The organism is Chryseobacterium sp. MDT2-18, from assembly GCF_030815285.1.
Lineage (GTDB): Bacteria > Bacteroidota > Bacteroidia > Flavobacteriales > Weeksellaceae > Kaistella > Kaistella salivictor.
In genome coordinates, this window is record NZ_JAUSWQ010000002.1 from 55947 (window position 1) to 76613 (window position 20667).

The 20667-nt window shown below is 37.2% G+C and carries 23 protein-coding genes; 15 read left to right on the forward strand and 8 right to left on the reverse strand.

The genetic code is table 11. From position 1 onward, the window contains the following. A complete protein-coding gene (locus QF004_RS02155; RefSeq protein WP_282904199.1) occupies positions 1 to 498 on the reverse strand; it encodes a DinB family protein in 498 nt (165 codons plus the stop codon). A 130-nt stretch (positions 499 to 628) separates the two neighbouring features. Here QF004_RS02155 and QF004_RS02160 point away from each other — a divergent pair, with 130 nt between their 5' ends. The 5 genes from QF004_RS02160 to QF004_RS02180 all read left to right on the forward strand — a co-directional run bounded on the left by QF004_RS02160 (position 629) and on the right by QF004_RS02180 (position 6662). Then, on the forward strand, positions 629 to 1519 hold the full coding sequence (locus QF004_RS02160; RefSeq protein ID WP_307422240.1) for a GLPGLI family protein: 891 nt from the start codon (positions 629 to 631) through the stop codon (positions 1517 to 1519). A 141-nt stretch (positions 1520 to 1660) separates the two neighbouring features. Beyond that, the gene (locus QF004_RS02165; protein WP_133441057.1) at positions 1661 to 1915 is read left to right on the forward strand and encodes a FeoA family protein; all 255 of its coding nucleotides are present in this window, start codon (positions 1661 to 1663) and stop codon (positions 1913 to 1915) included. A 37-nt stretch (positions 1916 to 1952) separates the two neighbouring features. Continuing rightward, positions 1953 to 3986 carry a ferrous iron transport protein B gene (gene feoB, locus QF004_RS02170; RefSeq protein ID WP_307422243.1) on the forward strand — a complete coding sequence of 678 codons (2034 nt, stop codon included), beginning with the start codon at positions 1953 to 1955 and terminating at the stop codon, positions 3984 to 3986. Continuing rightward, positions 3986 to 4138 carry a hypothetical protein gene (locus tag QF004_RS02175; protein ID WP_307422245.1) on the forward strand — a complete coding sequence of 51 codons (153 nt, stop codon included), beginning with the start codon at positions 3986 to 3988 and terminating at the stop codon, positions 4136 to 4138. Before feoB ends, QF004_RS02175 begins: the two co-directional genes overlap by 1 nt. A 400-nt stretch (positions 4139 to 4538) precedes the next feature. After that, positions 4539 to 6662 carry a translation factor GTPase family protein gene (locus QF004_RS02180; RefSeq protein WP_307422247.1) on the forward strand — a complete coding sequence of 708 codons (2124 nt, stop codon included), beginning with the start codon at positions 4539 to 4541 and terminating at the stop codon, positions 6660 to 6662. A gap of 112 nt (positions 6663 to 6774) precedes the next feature. On the opposite strand, the gene QF004_RS02185 is transcribed toward QF004_RS02180, so the two are convergent. Both QF004_RS02185 and QF004_RS02190 read right to left on the reverse strand, forming a co-directional pair. After that, the gene (locus QF004_RS02185) at positions 6775 to 7287 is read right to left on the reverse strand and encodes a DUF6646 family protein (RefSeq protein ID WP_307422249.1); all 513 of its coding nucleotides are present in this window, start codon (positions 7285 to 7287) and stop codon (positions 6775 to 6777) included. 53 nt (positions 7288 to 7340) lie between these two features. Beyond that, on the reverse strand, positions 7341 to 8582 hold the full coding sequence (locus QF004_RS02190; RefSeq protein ID WP_307422251.1) for a PQQ-dependent sugar dehydrogenase: 1242 nt from the start codon (positions 8580 to 8582) through the stop codon (positions 7341 to 7343). Between the two features lie 133 nt (positions 8583 to 8715). Here QF004_RS02190 and QF004_RS02195 point away from each other — a divergent pair, with 133 nt between their 5' ends. The 5 genes from QF004_RS02195 to uvrB all read left to right on the forward strand — a co-directional run bounded on the left by QF004_RS02195 (position 8716) and on the right by uvrB (position 13129). Then, positions 8716 to 9084 carry a BlaI/MecI/CopY family transcriptional regulator gene (locus QF004_RS02195; protein WP_307422253.1) on the forward strand — a complete coding sequence of 123 codons (369 nt, stop codon included), beginning with the start codon at positions 8716 to 8718 and terminating at the stop codon, positions 9082 to 9084. 3 nt (positions 9085 to 9087) lie between these two features. Beyond that, positions 9088 to 10461: a M56 family metallopeptidase gene (locus tag QF004_RS02200; protein ID WP_307422255.1), complete on the forward strand. Its 1374-nt coding sequence runs from the start codon at positions 9088 to 9090 to the stop codon at positions 10459 to 10461. Between the two features lie 100 nt (positions 10462 to 10561). Then, positions 10562 to 10792 carry a hypothetical protein gene (locus QF004_RS02205; RefSeq protein WP_307422256.1) on the forward strand — a complete coding sequence of 77 codons (231 nt, stop codon included), beginning with the start codon at positions 10562 to 10564 and terminating at the stop codon, positions 10790 to 10792. Positions 10793 to 10881: 89 nt separating this feature from the next. Continuing rightward, positions 10882 to 11019: a type II toxin-antitoxin system YafQ family toxin gene (locus QF004_RS02210; RefSeq protein ID WP_307422258.1), complete on the forward strand. Its 138-nt coding sequence runs from the start codon at positions 10882 to 10884 to the stop codon at positions 11017 to 11019. A 118-nt stretch (positions 11020 to 11137) separates the two neighbouring features. Then, positions 11138 to 13129 (forward strand): excinuclease ABC subunit UvrB, encoded by a 1992-nt coding sequence (uvrB, locus tag QF004_RS02215; RefSeq protein WP_307422260.1) that lies wholly within the window; start codon positions 11138 to 11140, stop codon positions 13127 to 13129. A gap of 59 nt (positions 13130 to 13188) precedes the next feature. On the opposite strand, the gene QF004_RS02220 is transcribed toward uvrB, so the two are convergent. Then, positions 13189 to 13506, reverse strand: a complete 318-nt coding sequence (locus QF004_RS02220) for a bacteriophage spanin2 family protein (protein WP_133439213.1) — start codon at positions 13504 to 13506, stop codon at positions 13189 to 13191. Positions 13507 to 13571: 65 nt separating this feature from the next. Beyond that, entirely contained in the window at positions 13572 to 14786 is a 1215-nt protein-coding gene (locus tag QF004_RS02225) for an aminoacetone oxidase family FAD-binding enzyme (RefSeq protein ID WP_307422262.1), read from the reverse strand. A gap of 202 nt (positions 14787 to 14988) precedes the next feature. Here QF004_RS02225 and QF004_RS02230 point away from each other — a divergent pair, with 202 nt between their 5' ends. After that, complete coding sequence (locus tag QF004_RS02230; protein WP_307422263.1) at positions 14989 to 15528, forward strand: thioesterase family protein; 540 nt, start codon at positions 14989 to 14991, stop codon at positions 15526 to 15528. Positions 15529 to 15559: 31 nt separating this feature from the next. Then, complete coding sequence (gene thiL, locus QF004_RS02235) at positions 15560 to 16618, forward strand: thiamine-phosphate kinase (RefSeq protein WP_307422265.1); 1059 nt, start codon at positions 15560 to 15562, stop codon at positions 16616 to 16618. 246 nt (positions 16619 to 16864) lie between these two features. Here the strand turns inward: thiL and rpmA are convergent, their stop codons facing one another. Beyond that, on the reverse strand, positions 16865 to 17122 hold the full coding sequence (rpmA, locus tag QF004_RS02240) for a 50S ribosomal protein L27 (protein ID WP_133439210.1): 258 nt from the start codon (positions 17120 to 17122) through the stop codon (positions 16865 to 16867). Between the two features lie 26 nt (positions 17123 to 17148). Continuing rightward, entirely contained in the window at positions 17149 to 17577 is a 429-nt protein-coding gene (rplU, locus tag QF004_RS02245) for a 50S ribosomal protein L21 (protein WP_133439209.1), read from the reverse strand. 202 nt (positions 17578 to 17779) lie between these two features. On the opposite strand from rplU, the gene QF004_RS02250 reads away from it, so the two are divergent. Then, positions 17780 to 18871 carry an acyltransferase family protein gene (locus QF004_RS02250; RefSeq protein ID WP_307422269.1) on the forward strand — a complete coding sequence of 364 codons (1092 nt, stop codon included), beginning with the start codon at positions 17780 to 17782 and terminating at the stop codon, positions 18869 to 18871. Positions 18872 to 18908: 37 nt separating this feature from the next. Here QF004_RS02250 and QF004_RS02255 read toward each other — a convergent pair whose 3' ends face one another. Further along, positions 18909 to 19154 carry a hypothetical protein gene (locus QF004_RS02255; protein WP_133439206.1) on the reverse strand — a complete coding sequence of 82 codons (246 nt, stop codon included), beginning with the start codon at positions 19152 to 19154 and terminating at the stop codon, positions 18909 to 18911. A gap of 157 nt (positions 19155 to 19311) precedes the next feature. On the opposite strand from QF004_RS02255, the gene QF004_RS02260 reads away from it, so the two are divergent. Both QF004_RS02260 and QF004_RS02265 read left to right on the forward strand, forming a co-directional pair. Continuing rightward, positions 19312 to 19890, forward strand: coding sequence for a tRNA-(ms[2]io[6]A)-hydroxylase (locus QF004_RS02260; protein ID WP_307422272.1), 579 nt, complete (start codon positions 19312 to 19314; stop codon positions 19888 to 19890). Positions 19891 to 19963: 73 nt separating this feature from the next. After that, positions 19964 to 20587 carry a DUF502 domain-containing protein gene (locus tag QF004_RS02265; RefSeq protein ID WP_133439204.1) on the forward strand — a complete coding sequence of 208 codons (624 nt, stop codon included), beginning with the start codon at positions 19964 to 19966 and terminating at the stop codon, positions 20585 to 20587. Positions 20588 to 20667 lie beyond the last annotated feature (80 nt).

Genomic DNA, 20667 nt, shown 5'->3' on the forward strand with positions numbered 1-20667 from the left:
CTAAGAAGTTTTTTCGTCAGCAGTCGGCCCATAACTTCCCGGCACCGGAATATCGTTCAACCTGTAATAAACACCCAATTGCGCACGGTGATGGGTGATTTGGTTCAGTGCATGCCGAATTGCTTCATATTTGTTATAATCCGCCAGCACCTGGTCTCCCATATTCATCGTCCATCTTCCGTCGAGCGCTTCTTCTGTTAAATTCTCTAACGCATTTTTCGAAGTAGTATAATCGTCATTCAGTTTTTGTTGCAGTTCAGCTTTTGTGTTGAGAACGGTTGGTTGATAATCACCTGCAGCAAAATCAAGTTTGTCGGTTTTCAAGATATAATCCGGCCAGCCAAAAACTTCTACAATATGCGTGGCCAGTGGCATCATTTTCATGCTTTTTTCGTGAGGAGCAAAATCATTTTTTCCTTCCGGGAAACGGTCGATAAATTTTTTGGTCGTTTCGTATTCCTGCTGCAGTTCTTTTTTTAAAATCGGTAAAGTGTTCATAGGTTATTCATTTTTAGAGAATAAAGTTAAACTGAAATTCTGACCTGCAAGTCATAAAAAAGGATAAATTATTCTTAAAATTTTTGTAACAAATGTTTGAGCCTGGATACTAATAAGGAAAATAAAAATCATGAAAAAGATATTTGCCTTCATAGCCTTTACTGCATTTTTTGCACTTAATGCTCAGGAAACTGCCAACCGGTTCTTTTACGAACTCACCTTTAAACCGAAGAAAGATTCAGCGAAATTAGATAAAGTGATGACTGTTTTAGATGTTGTAAAAGACAGATCTATTTACAGAGATTATACTTTACTGGCACAGGATTCAATTCTGAAAATTCAGGTTGAAGCAATGCAGAAAGCGGGAACATTCAAAGACATTTCCAAAAGTGTAACCATGCCGAAGTTTTCAGAGAAAGTTTACAAATTTTATCCGGGAATGAAAGTACAGTACAGCGATCGTGTTGCCAATGGTTTTACACCAATGAATATCGGATATAATGAAGAGCTAAAATTCAACTGGAAAATTGAAAATCAAAAAGAAAAAATCGGAGCCTATAATACGCAGAAAGCAACCACAGAATATGGAGGAAGAAAATGGACGGCATGGTTCACCACCGATATTCCATTGCAGGATGGACCTTATAAATTCTATGGTTTACCGGGCTTGATTGTTAAAGTTAACGATGATGGAAATAACTATTCCTGGGAATTGAAAGGAAATAAGAAAGTTCCGGATTTTAAAGAAGCTACCTATTTGGAAACTGTTTCTCCAGGTGGGGATGGCGGAAAAGTAGTCGAGGTTTCCCGTGAAAAATTTGATAAAACTTTCGGAGATTTCAAGAAAGATCCTATGGCAACCGCAAGACCATATCTGACTTCTGAAGTGATGTCACAAAAGATTCCGGGAAGTGATTTAACTATTGGCCAAATGGTGAAACAACAGGAAAAAATGTTAAATGATTTTTTCCATGCCAATGATAATCCTATCGAAATTCCTGCTGCAAAAGCTAAAAAATAAGCACTTTTATCACTAAATTATATTTTTTAACCTCAAAACATATTTTGTTTTGAGGTTTTTTATGATTGTGGTCATTTCTACGATAATTCCTTATTTAGATTAAATTTAAATAACGTATATTTGCGCATCAAAATTTTAGTGTTGAAAGGAGATAAATCAAATAAATTATGCTGTTTTCCCAGAAATAAATCGGGGAAAATTCTGGGCTATGAAAACGACGACCTCAGAATGCCCAATAAAATTATTGAAATGGGTCTGCTCCCCGAAACCGTTTTCAAAATCCTGTATCAGGCGCCGTTCAAAGGACCACTGTATATAGAGTTTGGTGACGAAAAAAGCAGAATTGCACTTCGCGAAGAAGAAGCGCAGTTTATCATCGTGGAAACTTTATCTTAAACAATCACGGTAAATCTCAAATTAGATCGAGCGGAGAATGAACACTTCAAACAAAAAACAAATCCTTTTGGTGGGAAATCCCAATGTGGGAAAATCTACCGTTTTTAATTTACTTTGTAACAAAAAGCAAAAAACAGGAAACTACGCCGGAGTTACCGTGGCCAGCCATTCTGGAGATTACGATTATCAGGGCGAAAATGTAGAAGTCATCGATTTACCCGGTTCCTACAGCATTTATCCGAGCTCTGAAGATGAAGCCATTTTATCAAAGTTTCTAGTGGAGGAACAAAAGAATTATTCGGGCGTCGTTTATATTTTAGAAGCCTTAAGTATCAAAAGAGGATTGCTTCTTTTCCAGCAGATTCAGGATTTGGGAATTCCCGTTTTATTGGTGGTTAACCAAATCGACCAGGCTGAAAGACGCGGGATCAATATCGATGTCGACCAACTTTCCAAAGAATTAAACGTTACTGTTTTACAGGCCAACGCCAAAGAAAATCAGGGAATTGAAGAATTAAGAACCGAAATTCACAAAGGAAATTTTACCAAATCCGATACTGTTTCTTTCGATATTCCAACCGAACATAAAGGATTGGTTTTTAAAATATTAGCAGAAACAAAAGAAGAAAATCAATATAAAGTCTGGACTTTGCTTTCGTCCGACACCTATTTGGGAAAGCTAGAAACCGTTCATGATCAGTTGAATAATGATGAGGTTAAATGTTTGATTCCGAAAAGATTACAAACGCAGGAAACCATCAGACGGTATCAGGAAATCGATAAGATCATTTCTAAAGTACTCTCCAAAAAACCACAGTTCAAAGAATTATTGACCGAAAAATTAGACAGGGTTTTGGTTCACAAATTCTGGGGATATGTGATTTTCGGACTGATTTTATTGGTTATTTTTCAAAGCGTTTTCTTTTTGGCAGAATATCCGATGAACTGGATTTCAGATTTTTTCCTTTGGCTGTCCGGTTTTGCTAATGAACATCTGCCTGCTGGACCTATTAATTCGCTCATCGCAAACGGAATTATTCCGGGAGTGGGCGGCATTATGGTTTTTGCACCACAGATTGGGATTCTGCTTTATTTCCTTTATTTGTTGGAAGATTCGGGTTATATGGCAAGAGTTATTTTCCTGATGGATCGGTTTCTGCGGCCGTTTGGTTTGAATGGGAAAAGTATTGTACCGTTGGTTTCAGGAACCGCCTGCGCCATTCCGGCAATTATGTCTACACGGAATATCGAGAATGTGAAAGAACGGTTGATCACGATTTTGGTAACTCCTTTTATGACGTGTTCGGCAAGGCTTCCGGTGTACAGTATCATCATCGGGCTGATTATTCCCAGCAAATTCTTTATCGGAATCAGTTATAAAGCTATTGCCTTGATGGCGATGTATTTTCTTGGATTTTTCACCTCATTAATGGCCTCTTTAATTCTAAAGAAAATTATTAAAAGCAACGCGAAATCTTTTTTAGTGATGGATTTGCCTTCCTATAAAATGCCGCTTTTCGGTTATGATTTTAAAATTGTCCTGGGTAAAGTTTGGGAATTTATTACCGGTGCAGGAAAGATTATTTTCTTATTCAGTATCGTGATTTGGTTTTTCTCTTATATCGGACCAACGCAAAATAAGAAAGATTTTGTCGCTACCGATGTAAGATTAGAACAGTCTTACCTCGCCAAAATGGGGAAATCAATAGAACCGGTCATCGCACCGCTCGGTTATGACTGGAAAATGGGCGTCGGGATTCTAACAAGTTTCGTGGCGAGAGAAGTATTTGTAGGAACTATGTCGACGCTCTACAGTTTAGATGATGAAGCACCGGAAGGAAAAATCATCGATAAAATGCGGGCAGACGTGAAACCAAACGGAGAGAAAATTTATAGCTTTGCAACAGGAATTTCGATTCTTTTCTTTTACGCTTTTGCGATGCAGTGTGTTTCAACTTTGGCCGTGGTATATCGAGAAACCAAATCCTGGAAATGGACGGTGGCGCAGCTTTTCGGCATGTCGGGTCTGGCTTATATTGCCTCGCTGATTGTTTATCAAATTTTAAAATAATGGACAATTCTCTTGTTTTTCAATATGTCATTATCGCTGTAATTGTTTTGGCAGCGGGTTATTCTTTGTTTAAAATCGTTGCTAAAAATTTCAGTTCCAGGAAATTCAAAAAGAAAGGAAAACCGGGTTGTGACTCGGATTGTGGTTGTTGATAAATCACCCTGCTTCCGAACGAATTTTCAGTAACTTATAACACGATAAAAAATTAATTAAATGCCAATAAAATTGATTTTAATTTAGAATAAGCACCAAAAATTGACACTTTCGACTGTTTTGATTTACTACACAAAAATTTTAATTTAGAAATTTAGAGAGGATAGAAGCTTGATGATAAACTTTTATCCAATAAAAAATGATTTCTTATACTTTTACAGGATCGGCAATTTGTCCGTTCTTTTTGTTTAAAAAATTCTTACCATGTTATTTATCACCTCTTTAAAAACTAAGTTTCGGTACAATCAATCTAAATCTTTCGTAACTTTATCTTCCTAAAAATCAAGTGCTGGACATTTCCTTTTTAGTATTATCCTTAAATTATTAAAATCAAATATTATGAGTGCTAATACCAAAAATCTACGAAATGTGGTCTTGCTCGGGCATTCCGACAGTGGCAAAACTACATTGATTGAAACCATGTTGTACGAAGGCGGGGCGATTAAGCGCCGTGGTAGTGTAGAAGGGCAAAACACGGTGAGCGACAATACTGATTTGGAACATGAAAAAGGAAAAACACTTTTTTCTCATCAAATGTTCGTCAACTGGAGGAATAACAAAATCAACATGATTGATACGCCGGGATTCGATGATTTTATCGGCGAAGTAGTATCTTCTTTAAAAGTTGCAGACACCGCGATTATCGTGCTGAATGCAGCCAACGGTGTTGAAGTAGGAACCGAACTCGTTTGGGAATATGTAGAGAAATACCAGACTCCCGCCATATTCGTCATCAATCAAATGGATCATCCAAAAGCCGATTTCGAGAAAACTTTAGAACAGGCAAAAGAAAGATTTGGAAACAAACTTTTACCCATTCAATATCCTTATAACTCCGGCTCTAATTTCAATTCAATTATTGATGCCTTAAGAATGGTGATGTACGAATTTCCTGCAGACGGCGGAAAACCAGAGAAAAAACCAATTCCCGACAGTGAAATCGACCGGGTCAACGAAATGCACAATGCTTTGGTTGAAATCGCAGCTGAAAATGAAGAAGGTTTAATGGAAAAATATTTTGAAGAAGGTTATCTTTCTGAAAAAGAATTAGCAAAAGGGATTACGTTGGCTTTAGCAAAACAGCAGTTCTTTCCGGTATTTGTAACGAGCGGTTTAAAAGATATGGGAAGTGGCCGGCTGATGGGATTCTTAGATGACATCGCTCCTTCACCCGCTGAAAGACCTGCCAGAAAACTGGAAAATGGCGACGAAGTTTCTTATAACTCTGATGATAAAACAACGGTTTTTATTTATAAAACGATTTCTGAACCACAAGTTGGGATGATTTCTTATTTTAAAGTATTAAGTGGCAGATTAAAACCCGGCGATGAATTGGTTAATGCGGAGAATGGCGAAACAGAACGGATCTCGCAATTATTTGTCGCTGAAGGAAAAGACCGGATTCCTGTTGATGATTTGGTAGCGGGCGATTTAGGCGTGACCGTGAAATTAAAATTCGCACGTTCTAACCATACTTTAAATACAAAAGGTTTAAACCGAAAAGTCCGTCCGATGGAATTTCCGGAAAGCCGGATCAGAAAAGCAATATACACCGATGCCGCAGCCGATATGGAAAAACTGGTGACGGCTTTGCATAAGATTCAGGAAGAAGATCCAACTTTGAAAGTAGAACAGTCCGCTGAACTGAAACAGACGATTCTTCACGGTCAGGGCCAATTGCATCTCGATTTGGTGAAAGAACGGCTACAGGATGATTTCGGCGTGAAGATGAATTTTGCAGAACCTAAAATTTCCTACCGGGAAACCATTACCGGAAAAGCAGATGCCGACTATCGCCACAAAAAGCAATCTGGCGGTAACGGTCAGTTCGGTGAAATCCACATGAGAGTTGAAAATTTCTATGACGGAATGGATGAACCAACCGGCTTTAATATCCGACAAAAAGAAATTGAAGATTTACCCTGGGGCGGAAAACTGGCTTTTTATTGGTGTATCGTTGGCGGTACCATCGATAACCGATATATCGGAGCCATTAAAAAAGGAATTATGCAGCAGATGAGCGAAGGACCCTTGACAGGATCCCGTTCTCAAAACATTCGGGTCATTGTTTATGACGGAAAAATGCACAGCGTAGATTCCAATGATATTTCTTTCCAACTGGCCGCTGCGGGTGCTTTTAAAAAGGCGTTTCATCAGGCGAATCCTCAACTTCTGGAACCCATGTATGCCGTAGAAATCCTTTGTCCGGATGAAGATACCGGCGATGTCATGGGAGATTTGCAAACCAGACGCGCCATTATCTCAGGAATGGATTCGGAAGGTCATTATCAAAAAATATTGGCAGAAGTACCTCTGGCAGAACTTCATGATTACGGTTCTACCTTGCGCTCCATTACAGGAGGAAGAGCGAAATTCACCATGAAGTTTTCAGAATACCAATTGGTTCCACCAAATGTTCAGCAGAATTTAATTAAAAAACATTCTCAACTGGAAGAAGCCTAAGTTAAGAACCAAGGCAAAAAGTAAAAAGAGCCAAGTGAACTGATGAATAAAATTATTTTTAAAGAAAAACCTCGACGAAAGCCGAGGTTTTTGCAATATCAGTCTTCCGATATTATTTTTTTGAAAGATCAAAAGATACTCCAACATTCATTTGAAACTGGTTGTTCAAATTTTTATACACTTTATCATTGTCGTTGTATTTAGCAAAAGGAACCTGCGCTTCTGCGAAAAGGCCAAAACCTTTATCAAAGAAAACTCTCGCTCCTAAATGACCTCCAAAGTTTTTTAGACCTAAATTAAGCCCCGGGTAAACATCTATATTTTGCGGCAATCCTAAAACACCGCCAAGATTGGCGTTGAATCTGGCTTTAATGTCGAAGCGGTCGCCAAAAGAAGGTTTGCTAAAACCGTCAGCTACTTTAGCTCCCAATAAATATCCTGCCTGTGCACCAATCGAGAAACTTTCGCCTAAACCATAATCCAGCGATGTCATCACTCCTGTTCCTCCATCCTGAATATTCATCCCAATTTGGTAACGCGTGTCACCTGCTCCTCTGAACGCATCCGTTTGTGCATTTGCCATTCCAAAAACTGTTGTCATTACAGCCAAAAATATTTTTTTCATAATTTCTTTGTTAGATTTTAACGGGTGCAAAGGTAGGCTTTTCCGTTTTTATTTTATTTCTTTGAAATCCTGTACAGTTTCCCGCTGTCGGTAATGGAATAGAGGTTTCCGTCCTGTCCGTTAAGCACATCGCGAAAACGCTCATTCTGATCTTCCAACAGCCATTCTTCGCCCACAACTTTATTATTTTTTATAACTAACCGTATAATTTTCTCGCCACCCAAACAGCCGAGCATCATATCATTTTTCCACTCACCGATATTTCCCGTATAGAAGGTAATTCCACTCATGGATACCGATGGATCCCAATAATAAGCGGGCTGTTCCGTTCCCGGTTTCTGCTGAATTCCGGCGCCCACTTTTTTGCCGCTGTATTCGATTCCGTAGGTGACATCTCCCCAGCCGTAATTTTTTCCGGGTCGAATCAGATTGACTTCGTCACCTCCTTTCGGTCCCATTTCTGATTCCCAAAGCTGTCCATTTTGATCCAAAGCTAAACCTTGCGGATTCCGGTGGCCATAAGAATAGATTTCAGGTTGATATTTTGGATTTCCAACAAATGGATTTCTCGGTGCGGGTTTTCCGTCTTTTGTGATTTTTAAAATTTTGCCTAAATAAGCCATGGTATTTTGGGCTAAAGGTCTTGTTGCCAAATCTGAACGTTCGCCGGTGCTCACGAAAAGATTCCCGTCTTTATCAAAAACCAGGCGGCTGCCGTAATGCAGTTTTCCATCGTAGGTTGGGGTTGCTCTAAAAATAACATCTGCTTTTTCAATCATTTTTTCATCAGCAGAAAGTTTTCCTTTTGCGACAGCAGTGTGATTTCCTCCGGCAGCCGGTTCAGAAAACGTCCAGTAAATCATTCTGTTAATTTTAAAATCGGGATCAAGAGCGACATCCAATAAACCGCCTTGCCCTCTTGAATCAACAGCAGGAAAACCTTCAACTTTAGCAGTAGTTTTTCCATCTGCGGAAACAATATTCATAAAACCTGATTTTTCTGTAATTAAGAATCTGCCGTCTGGAAGATTAGTTATTCCCCAGGGCTTTCCTAAATCTTTATTAATGATTTCGACCTGGAAGGGAGTTGAAGTTTTCACGCCTGCAGTTCTGGTTTGTCCCGCAAAAGCCGGTCGATATCCCGGAGAATTCTTTTTTGCCGTTTCGGGATTTTGGAGTGTTCTATTTTGAGTTATTGTATCATTTACAATAGAATTCCTTTTCGAATTTCCATTGCAGGATGTTATTTGTAGAAGCATTAAAACTGCATAACTTTTAATGATTAGATGTTTCATAATAAAGCGTATTTAATTGTTTTTTAAAGTTACAAAAAATGTTCTAGGTTAATAATCATTAAATTATTTGGAAAAAGTTTGATGAATTAAAATATTATTCTACATTTGTAGAATAGAATATAAACTTGTAGAAATGAAACAGAAGTTAACGGAAGCAGAAAAGCAGATCATGGATATATTATGGGAGCAGAAAGCGGCATTCATGAAAGATATTTTAGAAATATATCCTGAACCAAAACCCGCATCTACAACCATTGCAACACTTTTAAAAAGAATGCAAACTAAAAATTTAGTGGGTTACAAAATCTTTGGTAATTCTAGAGAGTATTTCCCGAAAGTAGATAAGGAAACCTATTTCAATCACGAGATGAATGTTATGATTGATCGTTTTTTCAACAGTTCAGTTTCCCAGTTTGCCTCTTTTTTCGCCAGTAGTAAAAAACTTTCCCAAGACCAACTGAAAGACCTTCGGGATATTATCGATCATCAAATAAAAGAGTAAAAAATGGAGACCCTAATTTTTAAAATATTGATTTCTTCTGGTTTACTAATTGTTTTCTATCACTTGTTTTTAGAAAAAGAGCGAACATTTAAATTCAACCGAATTTTTCTTCTGTCAACTTTAATCTTCGCCTATATTATTCCGTTTATACCATTCAACTCTCCTTTTAAAACTATTGGAAAACCAAATTTATTAATCGGTGATGCTGTTTTAGAATTTCAGCCTTCTACAGTAAATGATCCTGCAACGGAAGTTAATTGGATTCAATTTTTGCTGATTGGTTACTTGGTTATTTCCCTTTTCTTTTTGATGAAATTCATTTACTCAATCTTTCGACTTTTATTGTTAAAAGGTGAAAAGCGAAACTATAAAAATCAGAAAATACTCATTATCAATCAAAATTATGCGCCTTTCAGTTTTCTTGAAACTATTTATTTAAGCAGAAAATATCTAGTTGATCAGCAAATTGATGAAAGAATATTTTTACATGAAAAATGCCATGTGATTGAAAAGCACAGCATTGATATTCTGTTTGTGGAGTTTTTAAAAATATGCTCATGGTTCAATCCCGCATTGTTCTTTTACAAAAAAGCGATGATGACCAACCATGAATTTTTAGCCGACCAATATGTTTTACAAAACAATTATGATCTTCAAAATTATCAGCATTTAATTTTAAAAGAAATCACAGTTTCACAAAATTATAATCTAACACAACAATTTAATTTTAATAACACTAAAAAACGATTTATTATGATGACTTCTAAAAATTCCAAATTTGTGGGGTTGAAGAGAATTATTCTTCTCCCGATGCTCGCCGTTTTATTTGTTCTTTTTGCAAAGAAAGTCGATGCAAAAACTGACACCCAATTCTTAGTACAACCCGATCCTCTTCAAACTGAAAAGCACGATGTTGCAATTCCAATAACAGAAGAAAATGCTACAGTTACAGAAAAAAAATTGATACAAGCTTTTGATGAAGTCAGAAAAGAATATGAAATGAAAAAGGACACTATTAAAAAAACACAATCTCAAGATGCAGCCGCTCCAGTTTCGGCACCAAGTAAATTTAAAGGAATTCTACCACAATTTCCGGATGGCATTAATGCTTTTAGAACCTTAATTCAGAGTAATTTTGATACTTTTATATTCAAAGGAGAAATCGGCATACAGAAAACAACAATTTATACGAACATCGATGAAAATGGAAAAATGACTGACATTGTTGCAGAAGGGTCAAACGAGTTATTCAATCGCGAAGCAGAAAGAGTGGTAAAATTAATTAGTGCGGAACATATCTGGACTCCAGCGACAGAAGACGGGAAGGCGGTAAAATACAGATTTAAACTTCCTTTAACAATGCAGTTTGCAAAATAAATAATTGAAAAAGGAGCGAAGTTAATTTGCTCCTTTTATTATGTGAAAAATTTGGTTAGTGTTTTTATGTATTACAATTCAAATACATAAAAATACAATTATGATAAAAGAAAAGAAATTAACATCGATAAGATTAAGTAAGAATTTATACGCCCATTTGCAAAAAAAAGCAAAAGAAGAAAACCGCAGTGTAAATAATTATATCGAAACTCTTTTGTTCGAAAGTTCAGAATATTTCGAACCGAATGAAGAAACCGTCGCGGCGATAGAAGAAACGGGAGAAATGATAAAAATAGTTCTGGAAAAGCATATTCTGATGTTGATGATTTAATGAAAGATTTACTGAATGAGTATGTTAAAAATAAAATTTACGACGCAGTTTAAAAAAGATTTCAAAAAAATAAAAAGAGATCCAAAAAATTGGATGAAACCCAAAAAGGTTTCCAATATTTAATGAATGACGGGACGAACGGGATTCCAGAAAAAATGAAACCTCATCCATTGAAAGGCAATTATAAAAATCACTGGGAATGTCATATTCTTCCAGATTTGCTTTGATTTGGCTGCAGTTTGATGAGGAAATAAGCAAATTCATCTCATCAGAATTAGCTCACATGCCGAAATTCTAAAAATGTAAAATAAGTATTGCTTCCTTTCTTTTCCGTATTTTTGCACCATGGAATTTAAACTTCAATCGGAATATAAACCTACAGGCGATCAGCCAACTGCCATCAAAAAACTGACTGAAGGTCTGGAAATCGGTGAGAAATACCAAACCCTTCTAGGAGTTACCGGTTCCGGGAAAACCTTCACCATTGCCAATGTAGTAAACAATACGCAGAAACCCACATTGGTGCTTGCGCATAACAAAACGTTGGCTGCTCAATTATTTGTAGAATTCAAAGAGTTTTTCCCGGATAATGCCGTGGAATATTTTGTTTCCTATTACGATTATTACCAGCCGGAAGCATTTATTGCTTCCACCAATACCTATATTGAAAAAGATTTATCCATCAATGAAGAAGTAGAAAAACTACGGCTTTCTGCGACAGCGAGTTTGCTTTCCGGTAGAAGAGACGTTATCATTGTCGCTTCCGTCTCCTGTATTTACGGTATTGGAAACCCGGCTGAATTTCATAAATCGCTTATTTCAATTGAGAAAAATCAGAAAATTACAAGAACCAATCTTCTGCATTCTTTAGTTAATGCATTATACGCCAGAACCCTAAATGAATTTACACGCGGAACATTCCGGGTGAAAGGTGACGTTGTCGATGTATTTCCGGCGTATGCGGATAATGCAATACGGATTCAGTTTTTCGGTGACGAGATCGAGACTATTCAAAGTTTTGATCCCCTGTCCGGAAATGTAATGGACAATTTCGATGAGATCCAAATCTATCCTGCAAACCTTTTTGTAACCTCGAAAGAAACGCAAGTAAGTGCCATTCGGGAAATCCAGGATGACATGGTAAAACAGGTGGATTTCTTTAATGATATCGAAAAACCGTACGAAGCAAAACGCCTGCAGGAGCGCACAGAACTCGATTTAGAAATGATGAAGGAATTAGGTTACTGCAGCGGAATCGAGAATTATTCCCGCTATTTTGACGGCAGATTACCGGGGTCCAGACCATTCTGCCTGTTGGATTATTTTCCTAAAGATTATTTAATGGTAATCGATGAAAGCCACGTTACGATTCCGCAGGTTCATGCGATGTATGGCGGCGACCGGAGTCGAAAAGAAGTTTTGGTGGAGCACGGCTTCCGTCTTCCGGCGGCGATGGATAACCGTCCGTTGAAATTTGAAGAATTTGAAGCAATTCAGAATCAGGTGATTTACGTTTCTGCAACGCCTGCCGATTATGAACTTGAAAAAAGTGGCGGAGAATATATTGAACAAATTATCCGTCCGACCGGATTGCTCGATCCTGTGATTGAAATCCGGCCTTCTTTAAATCAAATTGATGATTTGATGGAAGAAATTCAAAAACGGGCGGAAGTTGACGAGCGGACTTTGGTTACAACGTTGACCAAAAAAATGGCAGAGGAATTAACCAAGTATTTCACCAAGTTCGGCATCAGAACGAGATATATTCACTCGGATGTGGAAACTTTGGACCGTATTCAGATTATGCAGGATCTGCGTGTTGGTTTGTTTGATGTTTTGGTGGGCGTCAATTTATTAAGAGAAGGTTTGGATTTACCGGAAGTTTCTTTGGTTGCTATTTTAGATGCCGATAAAGAAGGCATGCTTCGTTCCAGAAGATCAATGACGCAAACCGTCGGAAGAGCCGCCAGAAATCTAAACGGAAAGGCGATTCTGTACGCAGATAAGATGACGAAATCAATGCAGGCAACCATCGACGAAACGCTTTATAGAAGGCGCAAACAAATTGAATACAATGAAAAGCACGGCCAGGTTCCGACTGCTTTGAATAAAAAAATATCCGAGATTTTGGTGGGAAGAAGTAAAGATTTTCCCGATGAAAAATATACCCAAAAACAAATTTTGCAGGAGGTTGCTGAACAGAAAGCGAAATACGGCAGCGATGACATCGGAAAATTAGTGGCGGAAAAACAAAAAGCCATGGAAGCCGCCGCCAAGAATTTGGACTTTATCAAAGCGGCCAAATTGAGAGATGAGATCAATGCGCTGAAAGCTTAATGAAAAAAAAAGGAGTGAACCAATTAAATTCACTCCTTTTTTATCTATTAATTTACCGGTTAGATCGGTACAATAATAACGGCCACAATCGCAGCTACCGCAAGCGCTATCGAAGAAAATAAATCCAATTTTTTAGCTTCGCGAACATCGCTCTTTTTTATAATAACATCTTCGCCGGATTTTAATTTTCCGTAGATATTTTCATCGTCTAATTTTAAAACTTCAAGTTTAATCACTTTGGCGTCATTCGTTTGAACGGTATATTTCTGGTAGAGTTCCAGCGAGTTGTTTTTCAGCGGCTTCTGCATACTTACCACGCGGGTTTGGCAGGAAGTCAACATGATAAGAAATAAGACAAAAGCAAATATGTTTTTCATTCTATATTTTAATTTGTTCAAATTTAATAAAATTAATGTTTACAGACACCTGATTTTATCCGATTTTAAAATGGCTGGGAGTTTAAATCTTGGGCGATCAGCCAAGCCTCACTCCAGCACGCCTGAAAGTTAAATCCGCCGGTAACTGCATCGATATTTAAAACTTCTCCGGCGATATAAAAGTGAGGAAGCAGTTTAGATTTCATGGTTTTAAAATCGATTTCTTTTAAATCAATTCCACCTGCTGTCACGAATTCATCTTTGTATGTTGACTTTCCATTGACTTTCATTTTATTCTCACAAAGATTTTGCAGGATTTTCAGCAGTTCCTGCCCAGAAATGTTAGAAATATTTTTATCTAAATCTACTTTCGACAACCAAAGAATACGATGCCAAAAACGGGTGGTAATATCAAATATTTTCGAACTTCCAACGGTTTTTTTAGGATGTTCCTGGCGAAAGTTTTTAAAAGTTTCCCCGGCAGATTCTAAATCGATTCCTAAAAAATTGACAACGATTTCAAACTGATATTTTAAATTGGCAAGTTCTCGCGCCTTCCACGCCGAAAGTTTTAAAATGGCCGGACCGGAAAGTCCCCAATGAGTAATTAACATCGGGCCGGATTCATCCATTTTTAATTGGGGAATAGCGACTTCTGCATGAGGAAAACTCGTTCCCATTAAATCTTTCAATGTTTCATTTTTAATATTAAAAGTAAATAAAGACGGAACCGGCTCTACAATTTTATGACCGAGCTTCTGAATCATTTTTAAAGACTTCGGAGAACTTCCGGTTGTATAAATAACAAAATCAGCAAGATAGCTATTGGTGCTGGTTGTGATTAAATATTGATTTTCTTTCTGTGCAATTTCCAAAACCACCGATTTCGAATGAATCTGAAAATTTTTATGGGAAACTTCGTCCACTAAGGTATCGATAACCGTTTGCGATGAATTGCTTTCAGGAAAAATTCTGTTGTCATTTTCAATCTTTAACGAAGCATTTCGTTGTTCAAACCATTCCATCGTATCGCCTGGTTGAAATTTATGAAAGACACTTAACAGTTCTTTATTTCCTCTCGGGTAAAACTGTACCAGTTCTTTTGGATCGAAACAGGCATGCGAAACATTGCATCTTCCGCCACCGGAAATCTTCACTTTTTGCAAAACATCAGAATTTTGTTCGAGGATGATTACATCAAACTGGGTTTCGTCGAGATTCGCTGCACAGAAAAATCCTGCTGCGCCGCCGCCGATAATGATGATTTTCTTTTTTGTCATAATGGAAGGAATAAGTCAATTGAATTTGGGGATAAGAAACGTTTTTTACCGGCTTTTACTGATGAGTTGCAAAAATACCATTTTTCTAAACCATCATTAATGCTTATTTTTGTTAATTATAAATTATGCTTAAATGGAGGCGAAATCTGCGCCCTCTCTCTCGCCTTTTAAGGACGGGATCCCAAATTAAAAAAAAGTAAAAATGTCTGATTATCATTATAAATTCGAAGTTCGCTGGAGCGATATCGACGCGAACCGTCACTTGGCAAATTCTTCTTACGTCATGTATTGTGCGCAAACCAGAATGGCGTTCATGAATTCGCATAAAATGGGCTTGAAAGAATTGACCCGATGGGGAATTGGACCTGTAATTTTGCATGAGCGGTATTCTTTTTTTAAAGAAATCTATGCGGATCAAACGGTGTTTGTTTCCTTGGAAATCGCCGGAATGTCTGACGATGCAAGTATTTACCAATTTGTTCACAAGTTTTATCTACCCGACGGAACGCATTGTGCAACAGCTGAAGCCACAGGAGTCTGGATTGATACGATGTTGAGAAAATCGACAACGCCACCCGATGACGTGCTGGAAGTGATGAATGAATTCAAAAGCGAACACGTAAAAACTTTGACAAGACAGGACTTAAAAGATTTGCCTTTCAAACCGGAAAATGTAGAGCCTTTTCATAAAAGAAATACCTTTATCTGGAAAAAAGATAAAGAGCAACAGAACGAGCAATAATTTCTAAAACCTCATTAAATCTATAAATATAATGTTAGAAGATAAAAACCCTGAATTAACTCCGATTTCCAAATATGGAGAATTTGGGCTCATAAAACATCTTACCGAAAACTTTAGTTTTGAAAATCCTTCCACAGAAGTTTCTGTAGGGGACGATTGCGCAGTCATCAATCCTGACGGTAAAAAAGTAGTCGTAACCACTGATGTTTTGGCCGAAGGCGTTCATTTCAACTTGGGCTATGTTCCGTTGAAACATTTGGGTTACAAGGCAGTTGTTGTCAATTTGAGTGATATTGCCGCGATGAACGCTACGCCCACTCAAATCCTGGTTTCTCTGGCGGTTTCCAGCCGCTTTCCCGTGGAAGCATTGGAAGAAATCTATGCCGGAATTTATATGGCCTGCAAACATTACAAAGTTGATTTGGTCGGCGGCGACACCACGAGTTCTACATCCGGACTGGTGATTACAATTACAGCAATTGGGCTGGAAAATTCTGAAAACTTAATAAAAAGAAGCGGCGCAAAACCTAATGATCTGTTGGTCGTAACAGGCGATCTGGGCGGCGCTTATATGGGATTGCAGATTTTGGAAAGAGAACATTCTGTATTTCTGGCCAATCCAAATATGCAGCCCGAAATGGAAGGATATGATTATATTCTCGAAAGACAACTCAAGCCGGAAGCGCGGACGGACATTAAGAAAGCACTGAAAGAACTGGATATCCAGCCCACTTCTATGATTGATGTTTCTGATGGTTTGTCTTCTGAAACATTACATTTATCGGATCAAAGTAAAGTGGGCTTCCGAATCTACGAAGAAAAAATCCCGATGGATTCTTTAACGGTTTCTACGGCAGAAGAATTAAACTTAAATCCTGTAATGTGTGCATTGAACGGCGGCGAAGATTACGAATTGTTATTTACAATCGCGCCGGCTGATTTCGAAAAAATAAGAAACCATCCGGACTTTACGATTATCGGTCACGCAGTAGATTTAGAGCAGGGAAATTATTTGGTAGTGAGAGGAAGTGGCGAACTGGTTGCTTTGAACGCGCAAGGTTGGGATGCTTTCCTGAATAAAGGCCAGTAAATCGCAGATAAAACTTAAATGAAAGGATTTGAAAATCCATTTTTACCATTAAGTTTTTAGTTAAGGAATTAAGAATGTTCAGGTTTTTCTGCGGAAATTGAAGTGTGAAAAAAAAGCCTATTTGTTTAAAAGCATTTAGGCTTTTTAAGTTGTATAATCTATTCCGAAAATAATTTCTAAATAACAGATCACAAAAAAGTCCCAATCTTTTGACTGGGACTTTTTATATTTTAAAACACTTTATAATTAAGCGTTTGGTTCAATAGATACGAATGATCTGTTGTTTTGTTTCTTTCTGAAAACTACTTTTCCTGCTACCAAAGCGTGCAAAGTATGGTCTTTACCCATTCCTACGTTTTCACCTGGGTGGTGAGTAGTACCTCTTTGTCTTACGATGATGTTACCGGCGATAGCTTCTTGTCCTCCGAAAATCTTAACTCCCAATCTCTTGGAATGCGATTCTCTACCATTCTTGGAACTACCAACTCCTTTCTTATGTGCCATTTTATTTTAAGGTTTTTTGGTTAAAATTATTCAGCGGTTTCGCTGTCTGATTTTTTCGTTGTTTTTTTAGCAACGGGAGCTTCTTCTGAAACTGCTGCTTCTTTTTTAGCTTTCGGTGCAGCTTTTTTCTCTTCTTTCTTACTGTCGAAACCAGTGATTCCAGTAATTTGAATTTGAGTTAAAGACTGTCTGTGACCGTTTTTCTTTTCGTATCCTTTTCTTCTTTTCTTTTTGAAGATGATTACTTTATCAGCTTTTAAGTGGTCCAGGATTACAGCATCAACAGTGATACCGCTTACAGCTGGGGCGCCGATTGTTGTAGAACCGTTTACAGTTAAAAGAACTTTATCGAAAGAAACTTTTCCTCCTTTATCGCCTTTCAAACGGTTTACAAACAACTTCTGGTCTTGCTCAACTTTATATTGAAGCCCTGCTATTTCTACAATTGCAAACATTGTTTATAAATTTTGTTAGTTAATTCGAGGTGCAAAAGTAATAAATATTTCTGAGTTATCCACAATCAAAATAACAATTTTCATTTATTTTTGACAGATAACATTCAGATAATTAAATTTTTAACTTTCTTAAACGCTTTCCTTTAAAATAAGAAAGATTTTTTGATCTTATTTTTATTTAAATTTGATTTTCAAATAAACTATGAAAAGAGATTTATACATTGATTTTGCGAAAGGTTTCGCCACGCTCGCCATCATTTTCATCCATACCGTATTTTGGTCCGGTCAATACTATGTCCCTACAGAAGTGCGTGTTCTGTCTTTGCTCATAGATGTTCCTTTATTTTACGCATTAAGTGGTTTAACTTCCGGGGCGAATATCGAAAAAACGCTGTATCGGTTGCTGAAACTGCAGATCACCTATATGATTTTCGTGACTTTTCTTTTCTTTCTCGACTATTTATTTAAAGTTTTTGGTTTAAATGTCTTCGGTTTAGATTGGATGAAAGATTTTTATTCCACATTCGGCTCCAAATATGTTCCGCAAAGTATTTCTGATGTTCCGCAATGGCAAAATCTTGGCAACTGGTATCTTCATCAATATACCAATGCGGATACTTTTCCGGTGGTGATGGGCAGTTTTTGGTATTTAAAAGTATATTTTATTTTAACGGTACTTGGTGTTTTAATTCTGAGATTTTTTCCAAAACATATCAATTGGTTTATTGGAATTTGTTTGGGCTTAACTTTAATTTTTAATGTATTTCCGCACTATTATCCATCGGGACAAGTTGGCTATGTGGCATTATATTTAGGAATATTCTTAATTGCTCATCAATTCAAAGGAAAGAAAATCCCATCCAAAGTGTTTCCTTTTTTATATGGAATTTTACTTCTTATTTTGGCTTTTCTATTTTGGAATTATGGTGAAGAATTATTTTTGAAAATGAATAAAGCGAAATTTCCACCGAAATTACTGTATGTTTTCTGGGCCAGTTTTTCGTTATTAACCCTGTTTGTTTTATACAACCGACTGAAAATTGAAAAAAACAACTTCCTGACTTATATCGGACAAAACGCTATTTTCTTTTATTTCGCACAGGGAATGAGCTCCTCACTTATTTATTTTCTGGTTGTTCCGCTGAAAGAATATTTGCCATGGTGGATTTTGGTAGCCGTCATATTTGGGGTCAATATTTTGTTGGCCGTTGTTATTGCCAAAGGATTAAAAAAACTGGACACTGTTGGCTGGAGAATTCTTGAATTTTTACGAAAAAAAACTGCTTCGGTCTAACACCGAAACAGTCAATTGATTTTACAGATAAGGAAAACTAATCTCTTCTACCGTTGCCTCTTGCAATGATCGCTATAAGGATAATAACGAACAGTCCTCCGATAATCCAATAGATCGGATTGGTATACCATTGTTCAGTTGTGGTTGTTTTAGTGGTGGTGACATTCACGTCCATATTAGGCGTTTTTGTAGCTTCCTGTGCAAAAGCTAATGCACTAAAGAAGAAAGTAAGCATCAGAATTCCGAATTTGTTGAGTTGGTTTTTTAAAGATACGGTGTTCATAATAGTTTGTTTTTTAATGTTATTGTTGATAATTCAACATTTGTGCCATATTTAAGAATTAACTTCAGTTAAAATTTAATTAAGTTTATTTTTTAATAATTATAAATAATTTAATGCACTATTTTTTATTCATTAAATTTACGCAAAAATTCAATCCATGTTTAAACTGAGACTCTTGACTGATCCCCGATGGGCAAATATTGCAGAAGGAAATTTAGAGGAGATCCTTACCGATCATGCCTGGTGTGAGCAGAAAGCCACTACGAATGCGATTACAATCATCACCATGTGCCCGGAATACCCTGAAATCGTTACGGAGCTTTTGAAAATTGCACAGGAAGAATTGGAACATTTTCAAATGGTTCATGAGATTATTAAAAAGCGCGGTTATGAATTCGGCCGGGAACGCAAAGATGATTATGTAGGACAGCTGTTCAAATTCATTGTTCAGGGAACCCGCAAGGAATATATTATCGACAGAATGCTTTTTGCTGCCATGATTGAAGCCAGAAGTTGTGAACGGTTTAGGGTTTTGACAGAGAATATTAAAGATGAAGAACTCAAAACATTCTATAAAGATCTGATGATTTCTGAAGCCGGACATTATACTACCTTTATTGGTTTTGCAAGACAGTTGGGGGACGTTGAAAAGGTAAATCAGCGTTGGGAAGAATGGCTCGATTATGAAGCAGAAATCATTAAATCTTATGGTAAAAAAGAAACCATTCACGGTTAATATTTTTAGGAAAACCCATTAAAAATTTACCTATTTTTACATCATAATTTTCTAATGATTACCAGCACCGCGCATGATACCCAAACAACGATTTGAACAGATACTGAATACTTTCGCAAAATCCTTTTTTCAGGGTTTATTAATTATAGGACCGTTTGCCTTAACGATTTGGATCATTTGGTATATCGTTTCAAGTATTGATAATATCATCCCGGCAATATCCCAACAGTTTTATCCGGGAATCACTTTTCTGATCGTTATTTTCTCGACCACTTTAATCGGTTATCTGGGAAGCAAATTTATAATCGGTCGTGTTGTGGTCGATACATTCGATTATATCCTGGAACATACGCCCGGAATTAAATTCATCTACACTTCCCTGAAAGACGTGATGACCTCTTTCGTAGGCGATAAAAAAAAATTCAATCAACCCGTGCTCATCAAAACCTCAGATAATCCTGATGTTTGGCGCATCGGTTTTTTGACCCAAAGTGATCTTTCATCCGTAGGCTTTCCTAATTATGTTTCGGTGTATCTGCCGCATTCTTACGCAGTTTCTGGCTGGGTAGTTTTCGTTTTGGCAAGCAATATTGTTACTTTAGAAAATGTAACTGCCGCGCAGGCAATGAAGTTTGCCGTGAGTGGGGGAGTGGCCGGTTTCCATTCTGATGATAATGTTTTTAAAGCGCCGGAATGATTGGTAATCAGTAATAATCAATGAACCGACTTTTCGTTCTTTGATTAGATTTATTTTAAATTACTCATTACCAATTGTTT